This window comes from Pseudomonas sp. CCI4.2, assembly GCF_034350045.1.
In the GTDB taxonomy this organism is placed as follows: Bacteria; Pseudomonadota; Gammaproteobacteria; order Pseudomonadales; family Pseudomonadaceae; genus Aquipseudomonas.
The window spans coordinates 3398989-3423034 of record NZ_CP133781.1 but is presented as its reverse complement, the minus strand read 5'-3'; the positions used below and the strand labels follow the sequence as shown (position 1 = coordinate 3423034).

The window sequence follows — 24046 nt, the reverse complement described above, 5'->3', positions numbered from 1 at the left end:
GCGCCCGATCAGTTCACATCAATACCGTGGTTAGTCAAGAAAACCACAAACGCCTCTTCATCCATTACTTTAAGGCCCAACTCGCTGGCCTTGGTCAGCTTTGAGCCGGCACCCGGGCCTGCGACCACGCAGTAGGTTTTTGCTGAGACCGAGCCGGATACTTTGGCGCCGAGGCTTTCGAGTTTTTCTTTGGCGATGTCGCGGCTCATCAATTCCAGCGAGCCGGTCAAGACCCAGGTCTGACCCGCCAATGGCAAGCCTTCGACGACCTTTTTCTCGCTGTGCCAGTGCATGCCGAACGCTTTCAACTGCGCCTCTATTTCCAGCGCTCGCTCGGCATTGGATTTGATGTCGAAAAAGTCACGTACGGCTTTCGCTTGCTTCTCGGCCAACGCCTGGCGCATGTCCAGCCAGTCGGCGTCGAGAATGCCTTGCAAGGTGCCAAATTTGTCGGCCAGTTTCTGCGCGGCGCCGGGGCCGATGGCCGGGATGTGCAGCTTGTCGATCATCCCGCCCAAGGTGGTGCTGGCTGCGAACTCCGCGCCCAACTCGCCCTGTTCTTGAATCTCCAACCCGCGCTCTAGCAGTTGCTCAATGACCGTGATGTTGTGCGCATCGGTAAAGAAGCTATGGATTTCGTTAGCCACTTCCAACCCGACATCCGGCAGGTAGGTGAGGACTTCTGGTTGCGCTTGTGTGACGCGCGCCAGTGTAGCCAGCGAACGCGCCAGCACTTTGGCCGTCTCTTCGCCGACGTCGGGAATACCGAGCGCATAGATGAAGCGCGCCAAGGTCGGCCGCTTGCTGTCGAGGATCGCCTTGAGCAGTTTGTTGCTGGAGACTTCGGCAAACCCTTCAAGGTCGACGATCTGTTCGAAGGTCAGCGTATAAAGGTCGGCCGCAGAGGCCACCAGCCCTTCGTCGACCAATTGCTCGACACTCTTGTCGCCTAGGCCTTCGATGTCCATCGCGCGCCGCGAGACGTAGTGGATGATGGCTTGCTTGAGCTGGGCGCCGCAGGCCAATCGGCCAACACAGCGGTACACCGCGCCTTCGCTGATGGTTTCCTTGCCTTTACTGCGCTTGATCAATTGCGTGCGCTCGACATGCGAGCCACACACCGGGCATTTTTCCGGGATCTGCACCGGTCGAGCGTTGTTCGGGCGGCGTTCGAGAACCACTTGCACCACTTGCGGGATCACATCACCGGCGCGGCGGATGATTACCGTGTCGCCGATCATCAAGCCCAAACGCGCCACTTCGTCCATGTTGTGCAGCGTCGCGTTGGCAACCGTAACGCCGGCAACTTTCACCGGTTTCAAGCGCGCGACTGGGGTGACGGCCCCGGTGCGCCCGACCTGAAACTCAACGTCGAGCAGCTCGGTCAGCTCTTCCATGGCCGGGAATTTATGAGCAATGGCCCAGCGCGGTTCACGGGCCCGAAAACCCAGTTCGCGCTGGGACGCCAAATTGTTAACTTTGAACACCACGCCGTCGATTTCATAGGGCAACGACAGGCGGCGCTCGCCGATGTCATGGTAGTAATCCAAACATTCACCGATGCCATTGGCGAGTTTCAATTCGCGACTGACCGGCATGCCCCAGTGCTTGAGCTTTTCCAAGTTGCCAATGTGGGTGTCGGCGAATTCTTCCGAGACCTGACCCAGGCCATAGCAGCAGAATTCCAAGGGCCGGTTGGCGGTGATTTTCGAATCCAACTGACGCAAGCTGCCGGCGGCGGCATTACGTGGGTTGGCGAATGTCTTGCCGCCGATTTCAAGTTGGCTGGCGTTCAGCCGCTCGAAACCGGCCTTGGACATGAACACTTCACCGCGCACTTCCAGGGTTGCTGGCCAGCCGCTGCCGTGGAGCTTGAGCGGGATGTTGCGCACGGTGCGTACGTTGACACTGATGTCTTCGCCGGTGGCACCGTCGCCACGGGTCGCGCCACGGACCAACGCGCCATCGCGGTACAACAAGCTGACGGCCAGGCCGTCGAGTTTCGGTTCGCAGCTGTACTGCACCTGCGCGCCTTCGCCGAACAGATCGCCGACAGGCAGGTCCAGGCCTTCGGTCACACGACGGTCAAATTCGCGCATGTCATTTTCTTCGAAGGCGTTGCCGAGGCTGAGCATGGGGACTTCGTGGCGCACTTGGGTGAAGGCGGACAGCGCCGTGCTGCCGACCCGCTGCGTCGGTGAGTCCGGGGTGACCAAATGCGGATTCTCGACTTCCAGCGCCTTGAGTTCATGAAACAGGCGGTCGTATTCAACGTCCGGAATGCTCGGCTGATCGAGCACGTGGTAACGGTAATTGTGCTGATCCAGCTCGGCACGCAGTTTCAGGATGCGGGTTTCGGCGGCGTTCATACGGGTGTTCTCTCAAAAAGCAAAAGAGCAGCCGAAGCTGCTCAATGTTGGTTCGGCGTCTTTGCGATCAACCTGTAGGAGCCAACGTGTTGGCGAGGCGGCATCAGCCAAACCGCCAAAAGCCTCGCCAACACGTTGGCTCCTACAGGAATCGTGCGTCCCGATCAGCGGCGGTGCGTCAATGCACGACGTTCGAACTCGACGATGCGTTGGCGGTAGTGTTCGATGGTTTGCGCGGTCATGACACTGCGCTGGTCATCTTTCAATTCGCCATTCAGTTCGTGGGCCAGTTTACGGGCTGCGGCCACCATGACGTCGAATGCCTGTTTCGGGTGACGCGGGCCCGGCAAGCCCAGGAAGAAACTCACCGCACGGGTGCTGAAGTGGTCGATGTCATCGAGATCGAACACACCCGGCTTGACCGCGTTGGCCATGGAGAACAGCACTTCACCGTTGCCCGCCATGCTTTCGTGGCGATGGAAAATATCCATCTCACCGAAGCGCAACCCGCTTTCCAAGATGTTCTGCAACAGCGCAGGGCCCTTGAAGCCGCTTTCGTCACGACAGATCACGCTGATCACCAGCACTTCTTCAACCGGCGGCAGGTCTTCGGTACGGCGCGCCGTATCTTCCGAACGACGGCCCGGCTTATCGTCCGCGAAGTCTTCATCGCGACCGGTGAACAGGCTTGGCCCGTCAAGGTCCAGGTTCAGGTCGCCCTGATGCGGTTCGTCTTTACGCTTACGCTTGGCATCACGCGGCGCCATGCTCACCGACGGCAAATCATGCTCGTCCAATTTCGGTTCTTTCTGATCCAGCACACGCGGTGGACCCAGCACCTCGGCAGAGGAAACCTCGTCTTCATCCGCCACGTTGGAGAAACTTCGGTCAAGCCTGAATTTCAGTTTCCCTTTGCCGCCGCGCATCCGGCGCCAGCCATCAAAAAGAATACCGGCAATGACAATAATGCCGATGACGATCAGCCACTCGCGCAGACCGATTTCCATGTAATCCCGTGCCTCTAATAAAAATGCTGAAAATGAGGGCCGAAACCCCTTTAAAACGTGGCGCCAACTCTATGTTCTGACAGGCGTTTTACCCACGCAAATAGAAAATTGTTGACTAAGCTAGCACGACCAAAGATAACTTTACACCGTCTGTTGCATCCACTTGGCCACTGTAACGGATATGAAGCTCAACACTAGCCATCAAATAGCCACTCATATGATCGCTTTAGCCTGAATCGTTAGCCTTCAACCAACGCCATTGCTTCCTCCACGTCTACCGCTACCAAGCGCGAGCAACCCGGCTCGTGCATGGTCACCCCCATCAACTGATCGGCCATTTCCATGGCGATTTTATTGTGGGTGATGTAGATGAACTGCACCGTTTCGGACATTTCCTTCACGAGGCGGGCGTACCGTCCAACGTTAGCGTCGTCGAGCGGCGCGTCAACTTCGTCGAGCATGCAGAACGGCGCCGGGTTCAGTTTGAAGATGGCAAATACCAGTGCCAAGGCGGTCAGGGCTTTCTCACCACCGGAGAGCAAATGAATGGTGCTGTTTTTCTTGCCCGGTGGACGCGCCATGATTGTCACACCTGTATCGAGTAGATCTTCGCCAGTCAGTTCCAAATAAGCGCTGCCGCCACCGAAAACTTTTGGGAAAAGAGCCTGTAATCCGCTATTTATCTGATCGAAGGTCTCTTTGAATCGGTTACGGGTTTCTTTGTCGATTTTGCGAATCACGTTTTCCAGCGTGTCCAGTGCTTCCGCCAAGTCGGCATTCTGACCATCCAGATAACGCTTGCGCTCGGATTGCTGCTGGTACTCGTCAATAGCCGCCAGGTTGATCGCGCCCAAGCGTTGAATGCGCCCGGCGATGCGTTCCAACTCTTCTTCAGCGGCCTTTTCATTAGTGTCGCTGGTCAGTGTCGCAAGCACGCCGTGCAGGTCGTAGCCGTCTTCCAGCAACTGGTCCTGCAAAGTGGTGCGGCGCACGGTGAGTGACTGCCATTCCATGCGCTGTTGCTCAAGTTGCCCGCGCACCAGTTGCGCTTGTTGTTCGGCCTGGCTGCGGCGTTTTTCGACGTCACGCAGTTCGCGGTCCGCGTCTTCCAGCGCCAGCTTGGCCAGACGCATTTCGTCGTCCACCGCCATGCGTTTTTCCAGCAGCTCTTCGAGCTTGAGGCGCAGCTCCTCCAAAGGCGCTTCGCCCTCCTCCAAGTTGAGGTTCAGTTGTTCGCGCTTCTCGGTAAGTCGCTCAGACTGCAACTCCAGGCGTTCAAGGGCCTGCCGCGTCGAATCATGCTGCGCATTAAGCGAGCCCAGACGCACCGCCAGTTGGTGCGCGTGATCTTTATGCTGCCGGGCATCCTGCCGCACGCGATCAAGGCGCTCGCGCAGGCTGTCGCGTTGGGCCAGCAGCAGTTCGCGTTGTTCGGTGTCCAGGGCCATGCTGTCCAGCGCATCCTGCAAATGCAGGCGCGACTCGCCCAACTGCTCGTGTTCGATGGCGCGCTGCTCCCCCAGCTCAGTCAGCTCTTCATCAAGGCGGGTACGGCGCAGGGTCAATTGCTCGACCTTGGCCTTGCTCGCCGACAGTTGAGCCTTGAGTTCGCTTTGCTGGCGCGTTTCGTCCTGGAGTCGACGACGCAACTGTTCGCGGGCGTCCTCTTGCTGAACTTGCTGTTCGCGCTGTGTGAGGAGCTGTTCTTCGAGGGCGGCCAAGGTGGCTTCATGCTCATCGCGCTCAAGGCCCAGCCGAATCAATTCCTGACCACGGGCCAGCACACCGCTTTGCGCTTCACTCGCCCGGCGTACGCGCAGGAAATGCCGCCCGACCCAATAGCCGTCGCGGCTTATAAGACTCTGCCCTGCCCCGAGCTGCGCGCGCAAGGCCAATGCATCTTCAAGGCATTCGACCGGCTGCACATTACCCAGCCAAGCGGACAAATCAACTGCGGCTTCAACCTTGTCCAGCAAGCTACCGGGAATCCGTGCAACGTTAGCAGAAGGGCTGATCAGGCGCAGATCGCCCTGCTCAAACCCGGCTAAATCCAGGCCGGCAAAATTGTCCACCAACACCGCTTGCAGATCGGCACCGAGCACGGTTTCTACGGCCAACTCCCAACCGGGTTCAACGCGCAAACCTTCTGCCAGACGCGGCCGCTCAGAAAGGTGCTGGTCACGCAGCCATTCAGCCGTGCCGGTGCCCGGATCGAGGGCCGCCTGTTGCAACGCCTCCAGGGAAGCCAGCCGCCCGTTCAGACGCTGCAGCTCACCTTGGGCCTGTTGTTGCGCTTGGTTGGCGCGATGCAGTTCGCTGCGAAGGTGCTCCAGGCGTTCGACCAGTTGCTCTTCGCTGGCGTGCAGTTCTTCGAGGGTCATTTCCCGGGTGGCGAGGTCTTCGCTGAGCTGCAAGATCGCTGCGTCTTCCGGGTCGGCTGCCAGCAATTGACGCTCTTCGGTCAGTCGCCGTTGCCGTTCGCCCAAGCGTTCCATGCTGGTGTCCAACTGCTGGATGCGCGACTGCTGCACTTCGGCCTGACGCCGCGGCTCGGCGGACTCCAGGTTGAAGGCGTCCCACTTTTCCTGCCAGCCGTGCATGGTGCTTTCGGACTCTTCCAGCGCGGCGGCGGACTCTTCAGCGGCAGCGCTGGTCATTTCCTGCTCCGGCGCGAGCATTTCCAGCTCTTCGCCGAGGGTCGCAAGCAACGTACGGTCGTGGCCCAAATGCGATTCGGTCTCCAGGCGCGAGCGCTCGGATTCGCGCAAATCTTCTTGCAGTTGGCGCAGGCGTTGCTGGCCATGCTGGATGCTCTGCTCGATGCGGGCAATGTCGCCGCCCACCGAATAGAAGCGTCCTTGCACCACATTGAAGCGTTCCGACAGATCATGGTGCCCGTCGCGCAAGCGTTCGATGCCGGCATCCGCGTTACGTTGCTCGGCGACCAAGGCTTCGAATCCGATTTCCTGGGTGCCAATGACGGCTTCGCGTTGGCCGACTTGCTCATTCAACGCCTGCCAGCGCAGGGCTGACAGTTGCGCCTTGAGCTGACGCTCCTCACCTTTGTATTCCTGATATTTCTCAGCGGCCTGGGCCTGACGGTGCAGTCGATCAAGCTGGCGTTCCAGCTCGTCACGCAGGTCGGTCAGGCGGGCTAGGTTCTCGTGAGTACGGCGAATGCGGTTTTCAGTTTCGCGCCGACGCTCTTTGTACTTGGAAATGCCGGCGGCTTCTTCGATGAAGTTGCGCAGGTCTTCGGGCTTGGACTCGATCAGCTTGGAGATCATCCCCTGCTCGATGATCGAGTAACTGCGCGGACCAAGGCCGGTGCCGAGGAAGATGTCCGTGATGTCCCGCCGACGGCACTTGGTACCGTTGAGGTAATAGCTGGTCTGGCTGTCGCGGGTGACTTTGCGGCGAATGGAGATTTCTGCGTAGCTGGCGTATTCGCCAACCAAGGTCCCGTCCGAGTTATCGAACACCAGTTCGATGCTGGCCTGGCTTACTGGTTTACGGGTGGTGGAGCCATTGAAGATGACGTCGGTCATCGACTCGCCGCGCAGGTTTTTCGCCGAGCTCTCGCCCATCACCCAACGCACGGCATCGATGATATTGGATTTACCGCAGCCATTAGGGCCCACGACCGCCGCCATGTTGCTCGGAAAACTGACCGTGGTCGGGTCGACGAAGGACTTGAACCCGGCCAGTTTGATGCACTTGAGACGCATGGGTCAGCCAGCCGCCAGCGCGGACAGGACCAATTTATAGCTGCGCTCGCCGTAGCTGCTCAGCACTTCGCGAATCTGCACGACGTCACGCACAACCACCGCGTCAAGCAACTGGCCGAAGTGCTTCAGCGATTCACCCATTTCGGCCTTACGCTGATCCAATGCCAGGTAATAGTTGCGGCTCATGGACGGTTGCAGGTTCTCAACGGTCTCTTGCAGGTACGGGTTATTGGCGAAGGGGTACGCCGCGCGCATGACGTTAAAGCTGTCTTCGACAAAAAGTTTTACGTCCTGGCGTTCAAGGCTGAGCTTCAGGCGCTGCTGGATCTGCACGAAGGGCGCTAGATCAATCTGGGTTTCCCAGCGAGCCGCCACGGCGAGGGCGAGCAGGATGTACAGCTCACTCATCAGCGTACAGAGGCTTTGAACGTTGTGCGCGGTGATTTCCGTCACCTGAGCACCCCGGCGCGGCAGGATGACAATCAAGTGGCGGCGCTCAAGAATCAGCAGTGCTTCACGCACCGAACCACGGCTCACATTCAGTGAGGTCGTGACCTTTTGCTCTTGAATGCGCTCCCCTGGCTTGAGTTCACCACGAATGATTCGCTCTGCAAGGTGGCGAGCGATTTGCTCGGCGAGGCTGTCCGGCGCCTTGAACGTCATGATTTTCCTTCAACTTCAGCTCAATCCTACGAGCCGCGCAGTGTATCGCATGGCGCACGGCCATAAGACTTGAATCTGGCACGAAATAAGCAATTCTTTAAGCAACGGTCAGCTGTTTACGGCTGACGCGGCACACCGTTAATCGGCAAGCTGGGAAAAAATCGTTTTTCCTGACTTAATAGTCAGATATTTATTGACCGAAAAGTCAGAGCTGATAGATTCAGCTCCATGCGACCGATTATAAAAATAGTGCAGAGAGGCCTACGTGATCCAATTCTTACTTAATCAGGAACTGCGAACCGAGCACGCCCTGGACCCGAACCTGACCGTGCTCAATTATTTACGTGAGCATGTGGGTAAACCCGGGACCAAAGAAGGCTGCGCCAGTGGCGACTGCGGCGCGTGCACCGTGGTGATCGGCGAATTGAATCTCGACGACAACGGCCAAGAGCAGCTGCGTTATCGCAGCCTCAACTCATGCCTGACGTTCGTCGCCTCGTTGCACGGCAAACAGTTGATCAGCGTGGAAGACCTCAAACACCAAGGGCAACTGCACAGCGTGCAAAAAGCCATGGTCGATTGCCACGGCTCGCAATGCGGCTTCTGTACGCCAGGATTTGTGATGTCGCTGTTCGCGCTGCAAAAGAACAGCACTGAAGCCAACGGCCATCAAGCCCACGAAGCACTGGCCGGCAATTTGTGCCGCTGCACCGGTTATCGCCCGATTCTGGCCGCAGCCGAACAGGCCTGCGGCGATCAACGCCAACCTGATCAATTCGACCAGCGCGAGGCTCAAACCATTGCCCGCCTACGCGCCATTGCGCCGAAGGAAACCGGCGAACTCAACAGCGGCGACAAGCGTTGCCTGGTGCCGCTGACCGTCAGCGACCTGGCTGAACTCTATGACTCATACCCGCAAGCGCGTTTGCTGGCGGGCGGTACTGATCTGGCGCTGGAAGTGACCCAGTTCCATCGCACGCTGCCGGTAATGATCTATGTCGGCAACATTGAAGCCATGAAGCGCATAGAGCATTTCGAAGACCGTTTGGAAATCGGCGCCGCGACCTCGCTCACCGACTGTTACGCCGCGCTCAGTGCCGAATACCCGGACTTTGGCAAACTACTGCAGCGCTTCGCGTCGCTGCAAATCCGCAATCAAGGCACCCTCGGCGGCAACATCGGCAACGCTTCACCGATTGGTGATTCGCCCCCACTGCTGATCGCCCTTGGCGCCCAACTGGTCTTGTGCAAAGGCCAGACCCGCCGAACCCTGGCGCTGGAAGATTACTTCATCGATTACCGGGTCACGGCGCGGCAGGACAGCGAATTCATCGAGAAAATCATCGTGCCCAAGGCCAACGCCCGACAGGTATTTCGCGCGTACAAAGTATCGAAGCGCTTGGACGACGATATTTCCGCCGTCTGCGCCGCCTTCCGCTTGCAGGTGGAAAACGGCGCTATCGTTGAAGCGCGCGTCGCCTTCGGCGGCATGGCGGCGATTCCCAAACGTGCAGCCGCCTGCGAACAGGCACTGATCGGTGCGCCGTGGACCTCGGCCACGGTGGAACGCGCCTGCGCGGCATTGGCGGACGATTTCACCCCGCTCTCAGACTTCCGCGCCAGCAAGGAATACCGCCTGCTCAGCGCGCAAAACCTGCTGCGTAAATACTTCATCGAACTGCAATCGCCTCACATCGAAACGCGGGTGACTTCTTATGTCTAATCACACCCCGGAAAAAACCCAGGCCGAAATGATCGCGCTGTTTCAGCAGGATCTGAAGACCGGCGTCGGCCGCAGCGTCAAGCACGACAGCGCCGACAAGCATGTGTCGGGCGAAGCGGTATACATCGACGACCGCCTGGAATTCCCCAACCAACTGCACGTGTATGCACGGATGTCTGACCGTGCCCATGCGCGGATCATCAGCATCGACACCGCGCCGTGCTACGCCTTCGAGGGCGTACGTATAGCGATCACCCACGAAGACATTCCCGGCCTCAAGGACATTGGTCCGCTGCTGCCCGGCGACCCGCTATTGGCGATTGATACGGTTGAATTTGTCGGCCAGCCGGTGATGGCGGTCGCCGCCAAAGATCTGGAAACCGCCCGCAAGGCCGCGATGGCCGCGATCATCGAATACGAAGACCTGGTGCCGGTACTGGACGTGGTTGAAGCGTTGCGCAACAAACACTTCGTCCTCGACAGCCACACCCACCAACGCGGCGATTCAGTCGCCGCGTTGGACAGCGCCGAACACCGTTTGCAGGGCAGTTTGCACATCGGCGGCCAGGAACACTTTTACCTGGAAACCCAGATCTCGTCGGTGATGCCCACTGAAGACGGCGGCATGATCGTTTACTGCTCGACGCAAAACCCCACCGAAGTGCAAAAGCTGGTGGCCGAAGTGCTCGGCGTTTCCATGAACAAAGTCGTCGTGGACATGCGCCGCATGGGCGGCGGGTTTGGCGGCAAGGAAACCCAGGCCGCCAGCCCGGCATGCCTGTGTGCGGTGGTGGCGATGTTGACCGGGCAGCCGACCAAAATGCGCCTGCCACGGGTCGAAGACATGCTGATGACCGGTAAGCGCCACCCGTTCTACATCGAGTACGACGTTGGCTTCGATAACAGCGGACGCCTGCACGGGATTCGTTTGGAGCTGGCCGGCAACTGCGGCTGCTCGCCGGACTTGTCCAACTCCATCGTCGACCGGGCGATGTTCCATGCTGACAATTCTTATTACTTGGGCGACGCCACCATTAATGGTCATCGCTGCAAGACCAACACGGCGTCGAACACCGCGTATCGCGGTTTCGGCGGGCCACAAGGCATGGTCGCTATCGAAGAAGTCATGGACAACATCGCCCGTCACCTCGGCAAAGACCCGTTGGAGGTGCGCAAGGTTAACTACTACGGCAAGACCGAGCGTAACGTCACCCACTACTACCAAACCGTCGAGCACAACATGCTCGAAGAGATGACCGCCGAGCTAGAAGAAAGCTGCCAGTACGCCGAGCGCCGCCAGTCGATTCGCACCTATAACGCCAGCAGTCCGGTGTTGAAAAAAGGCCTGGCGCTGACCCCGGTGAAGTTCGGTATTTCCTTCACCGCCAGCTTCCTCAATCAGGCCGGTGCGCTGATCCATATCTACACCGACGGCAGCATTCACCTGAACCATGGCGGCACCGAGATGGGCCAAGGCTTGAACATCAAGGTCGCGCAAGTGGTGGCCGAAGTGTTTCAGGTGGACATCGACCGAATTCAGATCACCGCAACCAACACCGACAAGGTGCCGAATACTTCACCGACGGCCGCATCCAGCGGTGCGGACTTGAACGGCAAGGCGGCGCAAAATGCCGCTGAAATCCTCAAGCAGCGCTTGGTCGAATTTGCCGCGAAACAGTACAAAGTCGCTGAAGACCAGGTGGAGTTTCGCAACGGTCATGTGCGGGTCGGCGAGTTTGTGTTGTCGTTCGAATCCTTGGCGATGCAGGCGTGGGTCGGTCAGGTGTCGCTGTCGAGTACCGGCTATTACAAAACGCCGAAAATCTACTACGACCGCACCCAGGCCCGTGGCCATCCGTTCTATTACTTTGCCTACGGCGCGGCCTGTTGCGAGGTGATCATCGACACCTTGACCGGCGAATACAAAATGCTCCGCACCGACATCCTCCATGACGTGGGCGCCTCGTTGAACCCGGCCATCGACATGGGTCAGGTAGAGGGCGGCTTCATTCAAGGCATGGGCTGGTTGACCATGGAAGAGTTGGTGTGGAACGCCAAGGGCAAACTGATGACAAACGGCCCGGCCAGCTACAAGGTCCCGGCGGTCAGCGACATGCCGCTGGACCTGCGGGTGAAGCTGGTGGAAAACCGCAAAAACCCGGAAGACACGGTGTTCCACTCCAAGGCCGTGGGCGAACCGCCATTCATGCTCGGCATCGCCGCCTGGTGCGCCATCAAGGACGCCGTGGCCAGCGTCGCCGATTATCGGCATCAGCCAAAGATTGATGCGCCCGCGACCCCGGAGCGGGTGCTGTGGGGCTGTGAGCAGATGAGAAAGTTGAATCTTGAGGCTCAAGGCACGCCGGATGTTGCCCACGAATGGGTTTGACCAAGGTGAAATACCCTGTGGGAGTCGGCTTGCCGACGAAGGGGTCGGTGCAGATACCGACAGTGTTGCGGGCTGAAATCCGCGGCGCAGCCACCGGCCTCTTCGCAGGCAAGCCTGCTCCCACAGTGTGCCGGTGTTACAGATAAATGACGTGGCGGCGTTGAAAGACGATCAGGAGAGATACATGGACAACTGGATCAGTGCCCTTGCCGAGTTGCAAACACAGGGCGAGCCATGCGTGTTGGTGACCATCATCGACGAGCGCGGTTCGACGCCGCGTAATGCCGGGTCGAAGATGGTGGTCAGCGCCGAGCGGATCTTCGAGACCATCGGTGGTGGACACCTGGAATACAAGGCGATGGAAATAGCCCGCGAGATGCTCGCCAGCGGCAGTCAAAACACCCGCCTGGAACGTTTCAGCCTCGGCGCAAGTCTGGGCCAATGTTGCGGCGGGGTGAATGTGCTGTTGTTTGAACCCATGGGTCAACCACAAGCGCAGATCGCAGTGTTTGGTGCAGGCCATGTGGGGCGCGCGTTGGTGCCGCTGCTGGCGAGCTTGCCGTGCCGGGTGCGTTGGATTGATTCCCGGGAAAATGAGTTCCCTGCGCAGATTCCCGAGGGCGTGTTACGCATCGTCAACGAAGAGCCTGTGGATGAAATCGACCAGTTGCCCAAGGGCAGTTATTGCATCGTCATGACCCACAACCATCAGTTGGATCTGGAACTGACAGCGGCGATTCTCAAGCGCAATGACTTCACCTATTTCGGCTTGATCGGCTCGAAGACCAAACGGGTCAAATTCGAGCATCGATTGCGCGAACGCGGCTTCGATGCGGCCTTGCTAAACCGCATTCGTTGCCCGATGGGCCTGGCCGAAGTCAAAGGCAAATTGCCTATTGAAATTGCCGTGTCCATCGCTGCTGAAGTGATCGCCACGTACAACGCTAATTTCGGCCAGCACAGCGCCGACGCTGCACCGATTGCCCACTTGCTGCCGGTCTCCCGCCGCAGCCAAGCACAACAATGAATGAATGAGAGTGTTATGACTTCCGTTTCTGTCAGTACCCTTGCAAGCACCACCAAGAAAGCCTACCGCGCCGCGATTTTGCACAGCATTGCCGATCCTGCGCAGGTGGTGATCGAAGCGTCTTATGAGTATTTTCCCGACGGCTTGCTGGTGGTCGAGGACGGCAACATCGTCGCCCTTGGGCACGCTGCAGATTTACTTGGCACGCTCGGCAGTGATGTCGAGGTCACGCAATACCCGGACGCGTTGATCACCCCCGGGTTCATCGATACCCACATCCATTTGCCGCAGACCGGGATGGTCGGGTCCTATGGCGAGCAGTTGCTGGACTGGCTGAACACCTACGTATTCCCCTGCGAAAAGCAGTTTGCCGACCCGGCGCATTCGGCTGAAGTGTCAGAGATTTTCATTAAGGAACTGCTGCGCAACGGCACCACTACCGCACTGGTGTTCGGCAGTGTGCACAAGGCCTCGGTGGAGGCTTTTTTCAGTGCCGCGCAAGCCCGCAACCTGCGGATGATCGCGGGCAAGGTGATGATGGACCGCAACGCGCCGGACTACTTGGTCGACACCGCTGAATCCAGCTACGTCGACAGCAAGGCGCTGATTGAGCGCTGGCACGGCAAAGGCCGCTTGCACTATGCCGTAACCCCGCGCTTCGCGCCGACCAGCACCCCGGAACAATTGGCGCTGGCGGGGCAATTGCTCGGCGAATACCCAGACGTTTACATGCAGACGCACATCAGCGAGAACCTGCAAGAAGTTGAGTGGGTGAAAGCGTTGTTCCCTGAACGCAGCAATTATCTGGATGTGTACGACCACTTCAAATTGCTCGGCGAACGCTCAGTATTTGCTCACGGCGTGCACTTGTGCGACGACGAATGCGCAAGGTTGGCGCAAACCGGTTCAGCGGTGGCGTTCTGCCCAACCTCGAACCTGTTTCTCGGCAGCGGTTTGTTTGATTTGCCAATGGCCGAGAAGCACAAGCTCAACATCGGTTTGGGCACCGACGTCGGCGCGGGCACCAGCTTTTCACTGCTGCACACGCTGAACGAGGCGTACAAGGTGATGCAGCTCCAAGGTGCCAAACTCAGCCCGTTCAAATCGCTGTACCTGGCGACGTTGGGCGGCGCACGGGCATTGCGTCTTGAAGACAAGATCGGCACGTTGTATCCGGGAACCGAAGCGGATTTCGTGGTGCTTGATTACAACGCCACCCCCCTCCTCGCCTACCGCTTGAAACAGGCGAAGGACATCGAGGAGAAGTTGTTCGTGCTGACCACCCTGGGGGATGACCGAACCGTGCTGGAGACCTACTCGGCCGGGCAGCGAGTGCACAAGCGCGACTAGTCACCGACGCGGATTTTTCTGAAGGACTGCGGCGTGGTCTTCCCGAATAAATTCGGTCGCACAGGATTTCAACCGGTCGATTCCTCAGCTAACTCCTGATACAGCGCGGATCTGTAGAGCCAACGTGTTGGCTCCTACAGGAACTCCTGACTTAAACCGCCTGATTCCGTCCCGGTTTTTTCTTGGTCAGCATCAGGTGCGAGAACACTGCGTGCAGGTCGTCGGAGGCGCTGTCTTCGTCGAGGTTGAGCTTGCTGTCGATGTGGTCCATGTGATGCATCATCAGGTTCACCGCCAATGCTGCGTCGCGCGCTTCTATGGCATCGATCAATTGGTTGTGTTCATCGTAAGAGCAGTGTGAGCGATTGCCGCTTTCGTACTGCGCGATGATCAATGAGGTCTGCGACACCAGGCTGCGCTGGAAGCTGATCAGCGGCGCATTCTTCGCTGCCACGGCCAATTTCAAGTGAAACTCCCCCGATAAACGAATCCCGGCGCCGCGATCCCCGCGGGAAAAACTGTCGCGCTCGTCGCTGACCATCTGCCGCAACTCGGCGAGTTGCTCCGGGGTTGCGTGCTCGACCGCCAACTCGGTAATCGCCTTCTCCACCATGCGCCGAGCAAAGAACACTTGGCGTGCTTCTTCAACACTCGGGCTGGCCACCACTGCGCCACGGTTCGGCCGCAGCAGCACAACCCCTTCATGGGCCAAACGTGACAACGCACGACGAATGATCGTGCGGCTGACCCCGAAAATTTCCCCCAGCGCTTCCTCACTCAGTTTCGTACCGGGCGCCAGACGCTGCTCCAGGATGGCCTCGAAGATATGCGCGTAAACGATATCGTCCTGTGTTCCGGTGCGGCCAGTCTTGAGGATACGCGGCTGTTTTTTGAGGGGCTGCAACTGTTCGTTCATGGGCTCTCGAGGGCAAGTCACAGAAAAGTACCGAGACATTGTACACAGTGCATGGGTTGTGAATAGCGACGGTTTTAAGGGCGGCGTTATGCACACAATCCAAAATATTTATCACACAACAGATAAAACATTATTTGCTTTTCTTGTATACAAAAGCATAATCGGTTTCGTGCAAATTCCTGACTTAATGGTCAAAAACCATCATTTCAAACGCACCGCCTCACTGCACCGCTTCAGGTGCGGGAAAAAACAATAAAAGTCTTGAGGAGTACCCCCGCTGTGGAAAGTCGCAAATCCGAAGCAACGACGCTGGATCTAACGCCGCCACGCACTGGCTTGCTTGAACGTGTTTTCAAGCTAAGCGTGCACGGCACGACCGTCAGAACCGAACTGCTGGCGGGCCTGACCACCTTCATCACCATGGCTTACATCATCTTCGTCAACCCGAACATCATGGCCGACGCGGGCATCGATCATGGGGCCGCGTTCGTGGCCACCTGTATCGCCGCCGCCCTCGGCTGCCTGTTGATGGGGCTGTACGCAAACTGGCCTGTAGGTCTGGCGCCGGGCATGGGCTTGAACGCTTTCTTTACCTACACCGTGGTCGGCACCATGGGCTACAGCTGGCAAACCGCACTGGGCGCGGTATTTATTTCCGGTTTGATCTTCATGTTCCTGACCCTTTCACGCATCCGGGAATGGCTGCTCAATAGCATTCCGATCAGTTTGCGTTTCGCCATGGGCGCCGGGGTTGGGTTGTTTCTTGGCATCATCGGCTTGAAAACCGCCGGTATCGTGGTCGCCAGCCCCAGCACCTTGATCAAGCTTGGCTCGTTGCGTGAACCTGGGCCGTTATTGGCGGCGATCTGCTTCCTGATGATTGCCGTGCTGAGTTACCACCGGATCTTCGGTGCGATCCTGATCAGTATTATTGCGGTGACGCTGGCCGGCTGGGGCCTTGGATTGGTGCAGTACCACGGCATTTTCTCCACCCCACCGAGCTTGGCGCCGACCTGGATGGCGATGGACGTCAAGGGCGTGTTCAACGTCAGCATGATTAGCGTGGTCTTGGCGTTTCTCTTTGTGCACATGTTCGACACCGCCGGCACCTTGATGGGCGTCGCACAGCGCGCGGGCCTGGTAAAGCCTGACGGCAAAATTGAAAACCTGTCGAAAGCATTGAAAGCGGACAGCGCCTCCAGCGTGTTTGGCGCCTTGGTCGGTGTTCCGCCCGTCACCAGCTACGTCGAAAGTGCGGCCGGTGTTGCGGCGGGCGGACGGACCGGGCTTACGGCGGTGACCGTTGGCGTGCTGTTTATCGTGGCGATGTTTTTCGCACCCTTGGCCGGGATGATTCCCGCCTACGCCACGGCCGGTGCGCTGATCTACGTCGCAATGCTGATGATGGGCGGCATGGCTCATATCAACTGGGACGAAGCCACTGACAGCATTCCCGCTATCGTCACGGTGATCATGATGCCACTGACGTTCTCGGTCGCAGACGGTATCGCGCTCGGGTTTATCACCTACGTGGTGCTCAAGGTCGGCACCGGTAAGCACAAGGAAATCTCGGTCAGCCTGTACGCGCTGTGTGTGATTTTCGTCGCCAAGTTTGTGTTTCTCTAAGCAAAACGCTGGCTGAACAAGACCGCGTGTCGGCGGGGAGTTTAGTGGGCCAGAGACAACGGTTCCCGATATAGGTCCCACAGAATCACCTGGGTCTGTAGGAGGGGCCGAAGGCTGCGATCAGATGTTCAGTGCAGACTCTTCCGTGTCTGCCAAAAATCTCTGTGGGAAGTTGGCTTGCCAACGAAAGCGTCAATGCGGGCGACTCAGGTTTCAGGTCGACATCAGCGGCGCGATTACCGGCCTCTTCGCTGGCAAGCCTGCTCCCACAGTATCTACGGCTCGGCAACTCCTACAGTTCTCCGGTGTTTGCTGCGAGAACGCGTTGACGGACCCCGTCAGGGCATAACCTGAAATTCCCGAATTCCGGGCAAAAAAAAGCCCGCAGTGTGGGCGGGCAAGAGGAAATGAGACAGGTTGGGCCAGCGACGTTTAGCTGCCGCGATAGGTCGAATAGCTGTACGGCGAAATCAGCAGCGGTACGTGGTAATGATCTTGCGCAGCGTCGATACCAAACCGCAGCACTACGACGTCGAGGAATGCCTGATCGGGTAACTCGGTGCCTCGGGCCCGGTAATAGTTACCGGCATGGAACTGCAATTGATAAACCCCGGTGCGGTAATCGTTACCTTGGAGCAGCGGCGCATCGCAGCGGCCATCGCTGTTGGTCACGGTGCTGGCGAGGTGCTCCAGACGGTCTCCGTCGACTCGGTACAGTTCAATTTTGATGGAGCTGCCGGGGCAGCCGTGTGCGGCGTCCAGTACATGCGTCGTCAGTCGTCCCATTGTTTGTCTGCCCTGCGCGGTCTGTGGAAAAGTCGGTGCCGCCCCTTTTCAGTGCACAGAAGGAACGGCGATGCGAGATTAAGACATTTTTTATAAAAATTGTACACAATAAAAACCGCGTATCCGGCGCAGCCTGTCAGGCCTTATAGAAAGTCGCCGTTTATGCCCGCAATCAAGCAGTTGAAGCCTCTTGAGACGAGAAGCTGATCGATCAGGCAAGTTTCTTGCAAGCTTCTTGGAGAGATAAAATTCTGAAAAAGATGAAAAATCAGGCTTACAAAATGATCATCAAGTTGTATACAATCGATCCATCGCGGTGGCCCCAGCCCGGATTGACCCGGCAACCACTGCCACTGATAACACGTACAGAAGGAAGAGCGCAGTGAGTGCTGACTATCCACGCGACCTTATCGGTTACGGCAACAACCCCCCTCACCCCCACTGGCCGGACAACGCCCGCATCGCCCTGTCGTTCGTACTGAATTACGAAGAAGGCGGCGAGCGCAATATCCTGCACGGCGATAAAGAATCCGAGTCCTTCCTGTCGGAAATGGTCTCGGCTCAGCCGTTGCAGGGCGAGCGCAACATGAGCATGGAATCGCTCTACGAATATGGCAGCCGCGTGGGTGTCTGGCGCGTGCTCAAGCTGTTCAAGGAATTCGATATTCCGCTGACTGTGTTTGCCGTGGCCATGGCCGCGCAACGTCACCCGCAGGTGATCCGCGCTATGGTTGCGGCGGGTCACGAGATTTGCAGCCACGGCTACCGCTGGATCGACTATCAATACATGGACGAAGCCCAAGAGCGGGAACACATGCTTGAGGCGATCCGTATCCTGACCGAAATCAGCGGCGAACGTCCGTTGGGCTGGTACACCGGCCGCACCGGACCGAACACGCGTCGGTTGGTCATGGAGGAAGGCGGCTTCTTGTATGACTCGGACACGTACGACGATGACCTGCCTTACTGGGAACCAAACAACACCACTGGCAAGCCGCACTTGGTGATTCCGTACACCCTCGACACCAACGACATGCGCTTCACCCAAGCCCAGGGCTTTAACAACGGCGAGCAGTTTTTTCAGTACCTCAAAGACGCGTTCGACGTGCTGTACGCCGAAGGGGCCGAGGCACCGAAGATGCTCTCGATTGGTTTGCACTGCCGCCTGATCGGGCGCCCGGCCCGTTTGGGTGCGCTCAAGCGTTTCCTTGAGTACGCCAAAAGCCACGAGCAGGTCTGGTTCAGTCGCCGGGTGGACATCGCCCGCCATTGGCACGCTGAACACCCTTTTCAGTCGGCAGCACCTGTCACAGGAGAAGCTGCGAAATGAGCCGCTTCCAAACCCTGACACCGTCGACCCTGAGCCGCGATGAATTCGTCGCAGCCTTCGCTGACGTTTACGAGCATTCAGCGTGGGTTGCGGAAATGGCCTACGACCTGGGCCACGACGCCGATCTGGATCAGATCGAAACCCTGCATGCCCGCATGAGCGACATCCTCCTGAGCGCCGATCATGCCCGGCAACTGGCGCTGATCAACGCTCACCCGGACCTTGCCGGCAAAGCCGCCGTGCAGGGCCAATTGACCGAAGCCAGCACCCATGAGCAAGCAGGCGCCGGTATCCACCAATGCTCGGCCGAAGAGTTCCAGCGCTTCACCGAGTTGAACGACGCCTACAAAGCCTCGTTCGCGTTCCCCTTCATCATGGCGGTGAAAGGCAGTGACCGGCATCAGATCCTCGCCGCCTTCGAAACGCGCATTCATCACTCGGTCGAGACTGAGTTCGCCTGCGCCTTGGCCGAGATCAACAAGATCGCGATGTTCCGCTTGCAAGCCCTCTGACCGCGCCTATCCCACGCCAATGCTAAAAAAGGCAGACAAGATCAATGAAAGCTTACGCCGCACCGTTCGAGAAGTTCGTCAACCTGGCCGATGCCCGTCTGGGCACCACCATTGTCTCGGTGACCGATGACTGGTTCGCCGACGCCAACCGCTTGTTCCAGCCCACCCCTGCGGTGTGGAAAGAAGGCGTGTTCGATGACAACGGCAAATGGATGGACGGCTGGGAGTCACGCCGCAAGCGCTTTGAAGGTTACGACACCGCGATCATTCGCTTGGGTGTGCCCGGCTCGATCAAAGGCGTGGACATCGACACCTCATTCTTCACCGGTAACTATCCGCCCTCGGCATCTCTGGAAGCGTGCTTCCTGACCTCCGGCGATCCGGACGAAAACACCCAATGGACTGAAGTGCTGCCGGCTGTCGAGCTCAAAGGCGACAGCCATCACTACCACGCCATCAGCAATGATCAGGCGTACAGCCATTTGCGTTTCAATATTTACCCGGACGGCGGTGTAGCGCGTTTGCGGGTGTATGGCGTGCCGTTCCGGGATTGGTCGACTGTCGGCGACAGCGAACAGATAGACCTCGCGGCGGCATTGAATGGCGGTCGCGCCTTGGCCTGTTCCGATGAACATTTCGGGCGCATGAGCAACATTCTCAACCCCGGCCGTGGCGTAAACATGGGCGACGGTTGGGAAACCGCCCGGCGTCGTACACCCGGCAACGATTGGGTGATCATCGCCTTGGGTCATGCCGGCGTCGTCGAACACGTCGTCGTCGACACCCTGCACTTCAAGGGTAATTACCCGGACACCTGCTCGATTCAGGGCGCATTCGTCAAAGGCGGCACCGACAGCCAGATCGAAACCCAAAGTTTGTTCTGGCGCGAACTGCTGCCGGCACAGAAACTGGAAATGCACGCCGAACACAGCTTTGCCGAACAGATCAAGGCCTTGGGCCCAATCACCCACATCCGCTTGAATGTGTTCCCGGATGGCGGTGTGAGTCGGTTGCGGGTGTTGGGTAAAGTGGCGAAATAGCGTCGTACCCTTCGCAGGCAAGCCTGCTCCCACAGGGGAATGCATACACTGTGGGAGCAGGCTTGCCTGCGAATAAATTGAACAGACAACAACGTATTCAGAGATAAAACCACCATGCGCACTTTAGTGATCGAGCCCCTGACCAAAGAAGCCTTCGCCCCATTCGGCGATGTCATCGAAACCGATGGCAGCGATCACTTCATGATCAATAACGGTTCGACTATGCGTTTTCATCGGCTGGCAGAAGTCCAAACCGCCATGCCGGAGGATAAAGCGATCATCAGTATCTTCCGCGCCGAGGCGCTGCCGATGCCGTTGACCGTGTGTATGTTGGAGCGGCATCCGTTGGGCAGCCAAGCGTTCATACCGCTGCTCGGCAACCCCTTTCTGATCGTGGTCGCGCCGGTTGGCGATGCACCTGAATCAGAGTTAGTCCGCGCCTTCGTCAGTAATGGCAGGCAGGGCGTTAATTACCATCGCGGCGTTTGGCACCATCCGGTGCTGACGATCGAAAAGCGGGATGACTTCCTGGTGGTTGATCGCAGTGGTACCGGTAATAACTGCGACGAACATTTTTTCGAGGAGGGTCAGAAATTGATCCTCGCCCACCAATAAGAAAGGCCTGAACACCCGTAGTGGTGGCCGGCAAGATTCAGAGGTAGATACCGTGGAAGCACATTTGATGGAATGGCTGAATCTGAGCGTGCGCTGGATTCATATGATTACCGGCGTGGCCTGGATCGGCGCCTCGTTTTATTTTGTCTGGCTGGAAAACAACCTGAACCGGGTTAACCCGCGTGACGGGCTGGCAGGCGACTTGTGGGCGATTCACGGTGGCGGCATCTACCACTTGGAAAAATACAAACTCGCGCCCCCGACCATGCCGGACAACCTGCACTGGTTCAAATGGGAAGCGTATTTCACCTGGATGTCTGGTGTGGCGCTGCTCTGTGTGGTGTTTTACGCTAACCCGACCCTGTATTTGCTGGCGCCCGGCAGCGGCCTGTCCGGCGTTGAAGGTGTGGCGATCGGCATTGGCTCGCTGATCGCGGGCTGGTTCATTTATGAAGCGCTGTGCGATTCGGCCTTGGGCAAACGCCCTGCCCTGCTCGGCCTGGTGCTGTTCGTGCTGCTGATTGCCGCTGCGTTCGGCTTCAGCAAAATATTCAGCGGACGCGGCGCATACCTGCACGTTGGCGCCATCATCGGCACGATCATGGTCGGTAACGTGTTCCGGGTGATCATGCCCGTGCAAAGAGCATTGGTCGCGGCCATCGCCGAGAACCGCACGCCAGATCCAGCCCTGCCAGCCAAAGGTTTGCTGCGCTCTCGACACAACAACTATTTCACCTTGCCGGTGCTGTTCATCATGATCAGCAACCACTTTCCGAGCACCTACGGCAGCCAGTACAACTGGTTGATCCTGGCCGGTATCGCGGTGATGGCGGTGTTGGTGCGTCACTATTTCAACACCCGTCACAACAGCCATAAATTTGCCTGGACCTTGCCGGTAGCGGCGCTGGGCATGATCTGCATGGCCTATGTCACGGGGCCGACGCCGATATCGAAAGCACCTGACGTAGCGGGTCCGGCAAAAATCGAATACCAACCTCTGCCAGAAACCGCGTTGGGGGGCCATAGAGCCGATCCTGCTGCAGCCGTCGCCGCAGCGCCCGTCGCGACCCAAGCAGTTGGACCCGATTTCAACGCTGTTCACAGCGTGATCAAAGAGCGCTGTGCCGTGTGCCACTCTGCCAACCCCACCAGCCCGTTGTTCAGCGCGGCACCGGCCGGGGTGATGTTCGACACCGCACAACAAATCCAGCAAATGGCCCCGCGCATTCAAGCTCAGGCGGTTATTTCGCAAGTCATGCCGCTGGGCAACATCACGCAAATGACCCAAAAAGAACGCGATCTGCTCGGCGCGTGGATCGATCAGGGAGCAAGGACAAACTAAAAAACTGTAGGAGCCAACGTGTTGGCGATGGGCTTGATGCGGTTTTTACTTGATACACCGCTTCGCCAACACGTTGGCTTCTACAGAGGTCAGCGTCACTGCTCCAACCACAATAAAAACAAAATGTGAGGTGTTGCATGTCCGAGTCAACTCACGCGCGGATTCCAACCGCGCCGCCACGACAGCCTTTGCCCCTGCTGCAAATGATTCTGGTGGGCTTGCAACACGTCTTATTGATGTACGGCGGCGCTGTTGCGGTGCCGTTGATCATCGGCCAGGCGGCCGGTCTGTCCCGCGAAGAAATTGCCTTTTTGATCAACGCCGACCTATTGGTTGCCGGTATCGCCACGGTGGTGCAGTCGCTGGGCATCGGGCCGTTGGGGATTCGCATGCCGATCATGATGGGCGCCAGTTTCGCCGCCGTCGGCAGCATGGTGGCAATGGCCGGCATGCCCGGCGTTGGCCTCACGGGGATTTTCGGCGCGACCATTACCGCCGGTTTTTTCGGGATGCTGATCGCTCCGTTCATGTCGAAAATCGTGCGCTTCTTTCCGCCATTGGTGACCGGCACCGTAATCACTTCCATCGGCCTGTCGCTGTTCCCGGTCGCGGTGAACTGGGCTGGCGGTGGCGGTGGCAGTAAGGCTGTCAGTTTCGGTGAGCCGATCTACCTCGCCGTCGCTGCATTGGTGCTGGCGACCATCCTGTTGATCAACCGCTTCATGCGCGGCTTTTGGGTCAACATTTCGGTGCTGATCGGCATGGGCATGGGTTACGTTCTGTCGGGACTGATCGGCATGGTTGACCTCACGGGCCTGGCTCAGGCGCCTTGGGTCAGAGTGGTCACGCCGCTGCATTTCGGCATGCCGGAATTTCACCTCGCGCCGATCCTGTCCATGTGCTTGGTGGTGGTGATTATCTTCGTCGAATCCACCGGGATGTTTCTCGCACTGGGCAAAATCACAGACCGCGAAGTCACCCCCGGCATGCTCCGACGCGGGTTGATGTGCGACGCCGCGGCGTCGTTTCTCGCCGGTTTTCTCAACACGTTCACCCACTCGTCGTTCGCCCAAAACATTGGTCTGGTTCAGATGACTGGCGTGCGCTGCCGTTATGTGACGGTGGTCGCCGGCGGGTTCCTGATCAGCTTGAGTTTGCTACCCAAAGCCGCGTTTCTGGTGGCTTCGATCCCGCCTGCGGTGCTCGGCGGCGCGGCCATCGCCATGTTCGGCATGGTGGCCGCGACGGGGATCAAAATCCTTCAGGAAGCCGACATCGGTGACCGACGCAACCAATTACTGGTCGCCGTCAGCATCGGCATGGGCTTGATCCCCGTGGTGCGGCCGGAGTTTTTCGCGCACTTGCCGTTATGGATGGGGCCGATTACCCACAGTGGCATCGCCCTCGCCACCCTCAGCGCAGTGTTGTTGAACCTGCTGTTCAACGTACTCGGCGGGGCTGAACGCGAGGCCATGAACAAGGCCGCCCACCCGCACTGATTCCCCACTTTAAATCCTGGCCGATAGACAGCGCATGTCCATCGGTCACGGCGCAGCCACGTCAAAACCTACCCCTGAAACACCGCAAAAAAAAGGCGCCGCTACAGAGCGCTACTTAATAAAA

17 protein-coding genes are annotated in these 24046 nt (G+C 58.3%); 11 read left to right on the top strand and 6 right to left on the bottom strand.

The window, feature by feature from the left end; translation table 11 throughout:
* Positions 1-8: 8 nt before the first annotated feature.
* The 4 genes from ligA to RHM65_RS15500 all read right to left on the bottom strand — a co-directional run bounded on the left by ligA (position 9) and on the right by RHM65_RS15500 (position 7767).
* Positions 9-2369 carry an NAD-dependent DNA ligase LigA gene (gene ligA / locus RHM65_RS15515; RefSeq protein ID WP_322165091.1) on the bottom strand — a complete coding sequence of 787 codons (2361 nt, stop codon included), beginning with the start codon at positions 2367-2369 and terminating at the stop codon, positions 9-11.
* A 164-nt stretch (positions 2370-2533) separates the two neighbouring features.
* Positions 2534-3376, bottom strand: coding sequence for a cell division protein ZipA (gene zipA / locus RHM65_RS15510; RefSeq protein ID WP_322165092.1), 843 nt, complete (start codon positions 3374-3376; stop codon positions 2534-2536).
* Between the two features lie 239 nt (positions 3377-3615).
* On the bottom strand, positions 3616-7104 hold the full coding sequence (gene smc, locus RHM65_RS15505; RefSeq protein WP_322165093.1) for a chromosome segregation protein SMC: 3489 nt from the start codon (positions 7102-7104) through the stop codon (positions 3616-3618).
* 3 nt (positions 7105-7107) lie between these two features.
* On the bottom strand, positions 7108-7767 hold the full coding sequence (locus RHM65_RS15500) for a GntR family transcriptional regulator (RefSeq protein ID WP_322165094.1): 660 nt from the start codon (positions 7765-7767) through the stop codon (positions 7108-7110).
* Positions 7768-8032: 265 nt separating this feature from the next.
* On the opposite strand from RHM65_RS15500, the gene xdhA reads away from it, so the two are divergent.
* The 4 genes from xdhA to guaD all read left to right on the top strand — a co-directional run bounded on the left by xdhA (position 8033) and on the right by guaD (position 14256).
* Positions 8033-9490 carry a xanthine dehydrogenase small subunit gene (gene xdhA, locus RHM65_RS15495; RefSeq protein ID WP_322165095.1) on the top strand — a complete coding sequence of 486 codons (1458 nt, stop codon included), beginning with the start codon at positions 8033-8035 and terminating at the stop codon, positions 9488-9490.
* Positions 9483-11879 (top strand): xanthine dehydrogenase molybdopterin binding subunit, encoded by a 2397-nt coding sequence (xdhB, locus tag RHM65_RS15490; RefSeq protein WP_322165096.1) that lies wholly within the window; start codon positions 9483-9485, stop codon positions 11877-11879. The genes xdhA and xdhB overlap by 8 nt, the downstream gene beginning before the upstream one ends.
* A gap of 184 nt (positions 11880-12063) precedes the next feature.
* On the top strand, positions 12064-12906 hold the full coding sequence (gene xdhC / locus RHM65_RS15485) for a xanthine dehydrogenase accessory protein XdhC (RefSeq protein ID WP_322165097.1): 843 nt from the start codon (positions 12064-12066) through the stop codon (positions 12904-12906).
* Between the two features lie 15 nt (positions 12907-12921).
* On the top strand, positions 12922-14256 hold the full coding sequence (guaD, locus tag RHM65_RS15480) for a guanine deaminase (protein WP_322165098.1): 1335 nt from the start codon (positions 12922-12924) through the stop codon (positions 14254-14256).
* Between the two features lie 151 nt (positions 14257-14407).
* Here the strand turns inward: guaD and RHM65_RS15475 are convergent, their stop codons facing one another.
* On the bottom strand, positions 14408-15172 hold the full coding sequence (locus RHM65_RS15475) for a GntR family transcriptional regulator (protein ID WP_322165099.1): 765 nt from the start codon (positions 15170-15172) through the stop codon (positions 14408-14410).
* A 279-nt stretch (positions 15173-15451) separates the two neighbouring features.
* On the opposite strand from RHM65_RS15475, the gene RHM65_RS15470 reads away from it, so the two are divergent.
* On the top strand, positions 15452-16798 hold the full coding sequence (locus RHM65_RS15470; protein ID WP_322165100.1) for an NCS2 family permease: 1347 nt from the start codon (positions 15452-15454) through the stop codon (positions 16796-16798).
* Between the two features lie 432 nt (positions 16799-17230).
* Here the strand turns inward: RHM65_RS15470 and uraH are convergent, their stop codons facing one another.
* On the bottom strand, positions 17231-17584 hold the full coding sequence (gene uraH / locus RHM65_RS15465) for a hydroxyisourate hydrolase (RefSeq protein ID WP_322165101.1): 354 nt from the start codon (positions 17582-17584) through the stop codon (positions 17231-17233).
* A gap of 382 nt (positions 17585-17966) precedes the next feature.
* On the opposite strand from uraH, the gene puuE reads away from it, so the two are divergent.
* The 6 genes from puuE to RHM65_RS15435 all read left to right on the top strand — a co-directional run bounded on the left by puuE (position 17967) and on the right by RHM65_RS15435 (position 23922).
* The gene (puuE, locus tag RHM65_RS15460; RefSeq protein ID WP_322165102.1) at positions 17967-18914 is read left to right on the top strand and encodes an allantoinase PuuE; all 948 of its coding nucleotides are present in this window, start codon (positions 17967-17969) and stop codon (positions 18912-18914) included.
* Positions 18911-19426 (top strand): 2-oxo-4-hydroxy-4-carboxy-5-ureidoimidazoline decarboxylase, encoded by a 516-nt coding sequence (gene uraD / locus RHM65_RS15455; RefSeq protein WP_322165103.1) that lies wholly within the window; start codon positions 18911-18913, stop codon positions 19424-19426. Before puuE ends, uraD begins: the two co-directional genes overlap by 4 nt.
* Positions 19427-19470: 44 nt before the next feature.
* The gene (gene alc, locus RHM65_RS15450; RefSeq protein WP_322165104.1) at positions 19471-20466 is read left to right on the top strand and encodes an allantoicase; all 996 of its coding nucleotides are present in this window, start codon (positions 19471-19473) and stop codon (positions 20464-20466) included.
* Positions 20467-20580: 114 nt separating this feature from the next.
* The gene (locus tag RHM65_RS15445) at positions 20581-21081 is read left to right on the top strand and encodes an ureidoglycolate lyase (RefSeq protein WP_322165105.1); all 501 of its coding nucleotides are present in this window, start codon (positions 20581-20583) and stop codon (positions 21079-21081) included.
* Between the two features lie 52 nt (positions 21082-21133).
* Positions 21134-22423 (top strand): urate hydroxylase PuuD, encoded by a 1290-nt coding sequence (locus RHM65_RS15440; protein WP_322165106.1) that lies wholly within the window; start codon positions 21134-21136, stop codon positions 22421-22423.
* Positions 22424-22560: 137 nt separating this feature from the next.
* Positions 22561-23922 carry a nucleobase:cation symporter-2 family protein gene (locus tag RHM65_RS15435; RefSeq protein WP_322183773.1) on the top strand — a complete coding sequence of 454 codons (1362 nt, stop codon included), beginning with the start codon at positions 22561-22563 and terminating at the stop codon, positions 23920-23922.
* The last annotated feature ends 124 nt before the right edge of the window (positions 23923-24046 follow it).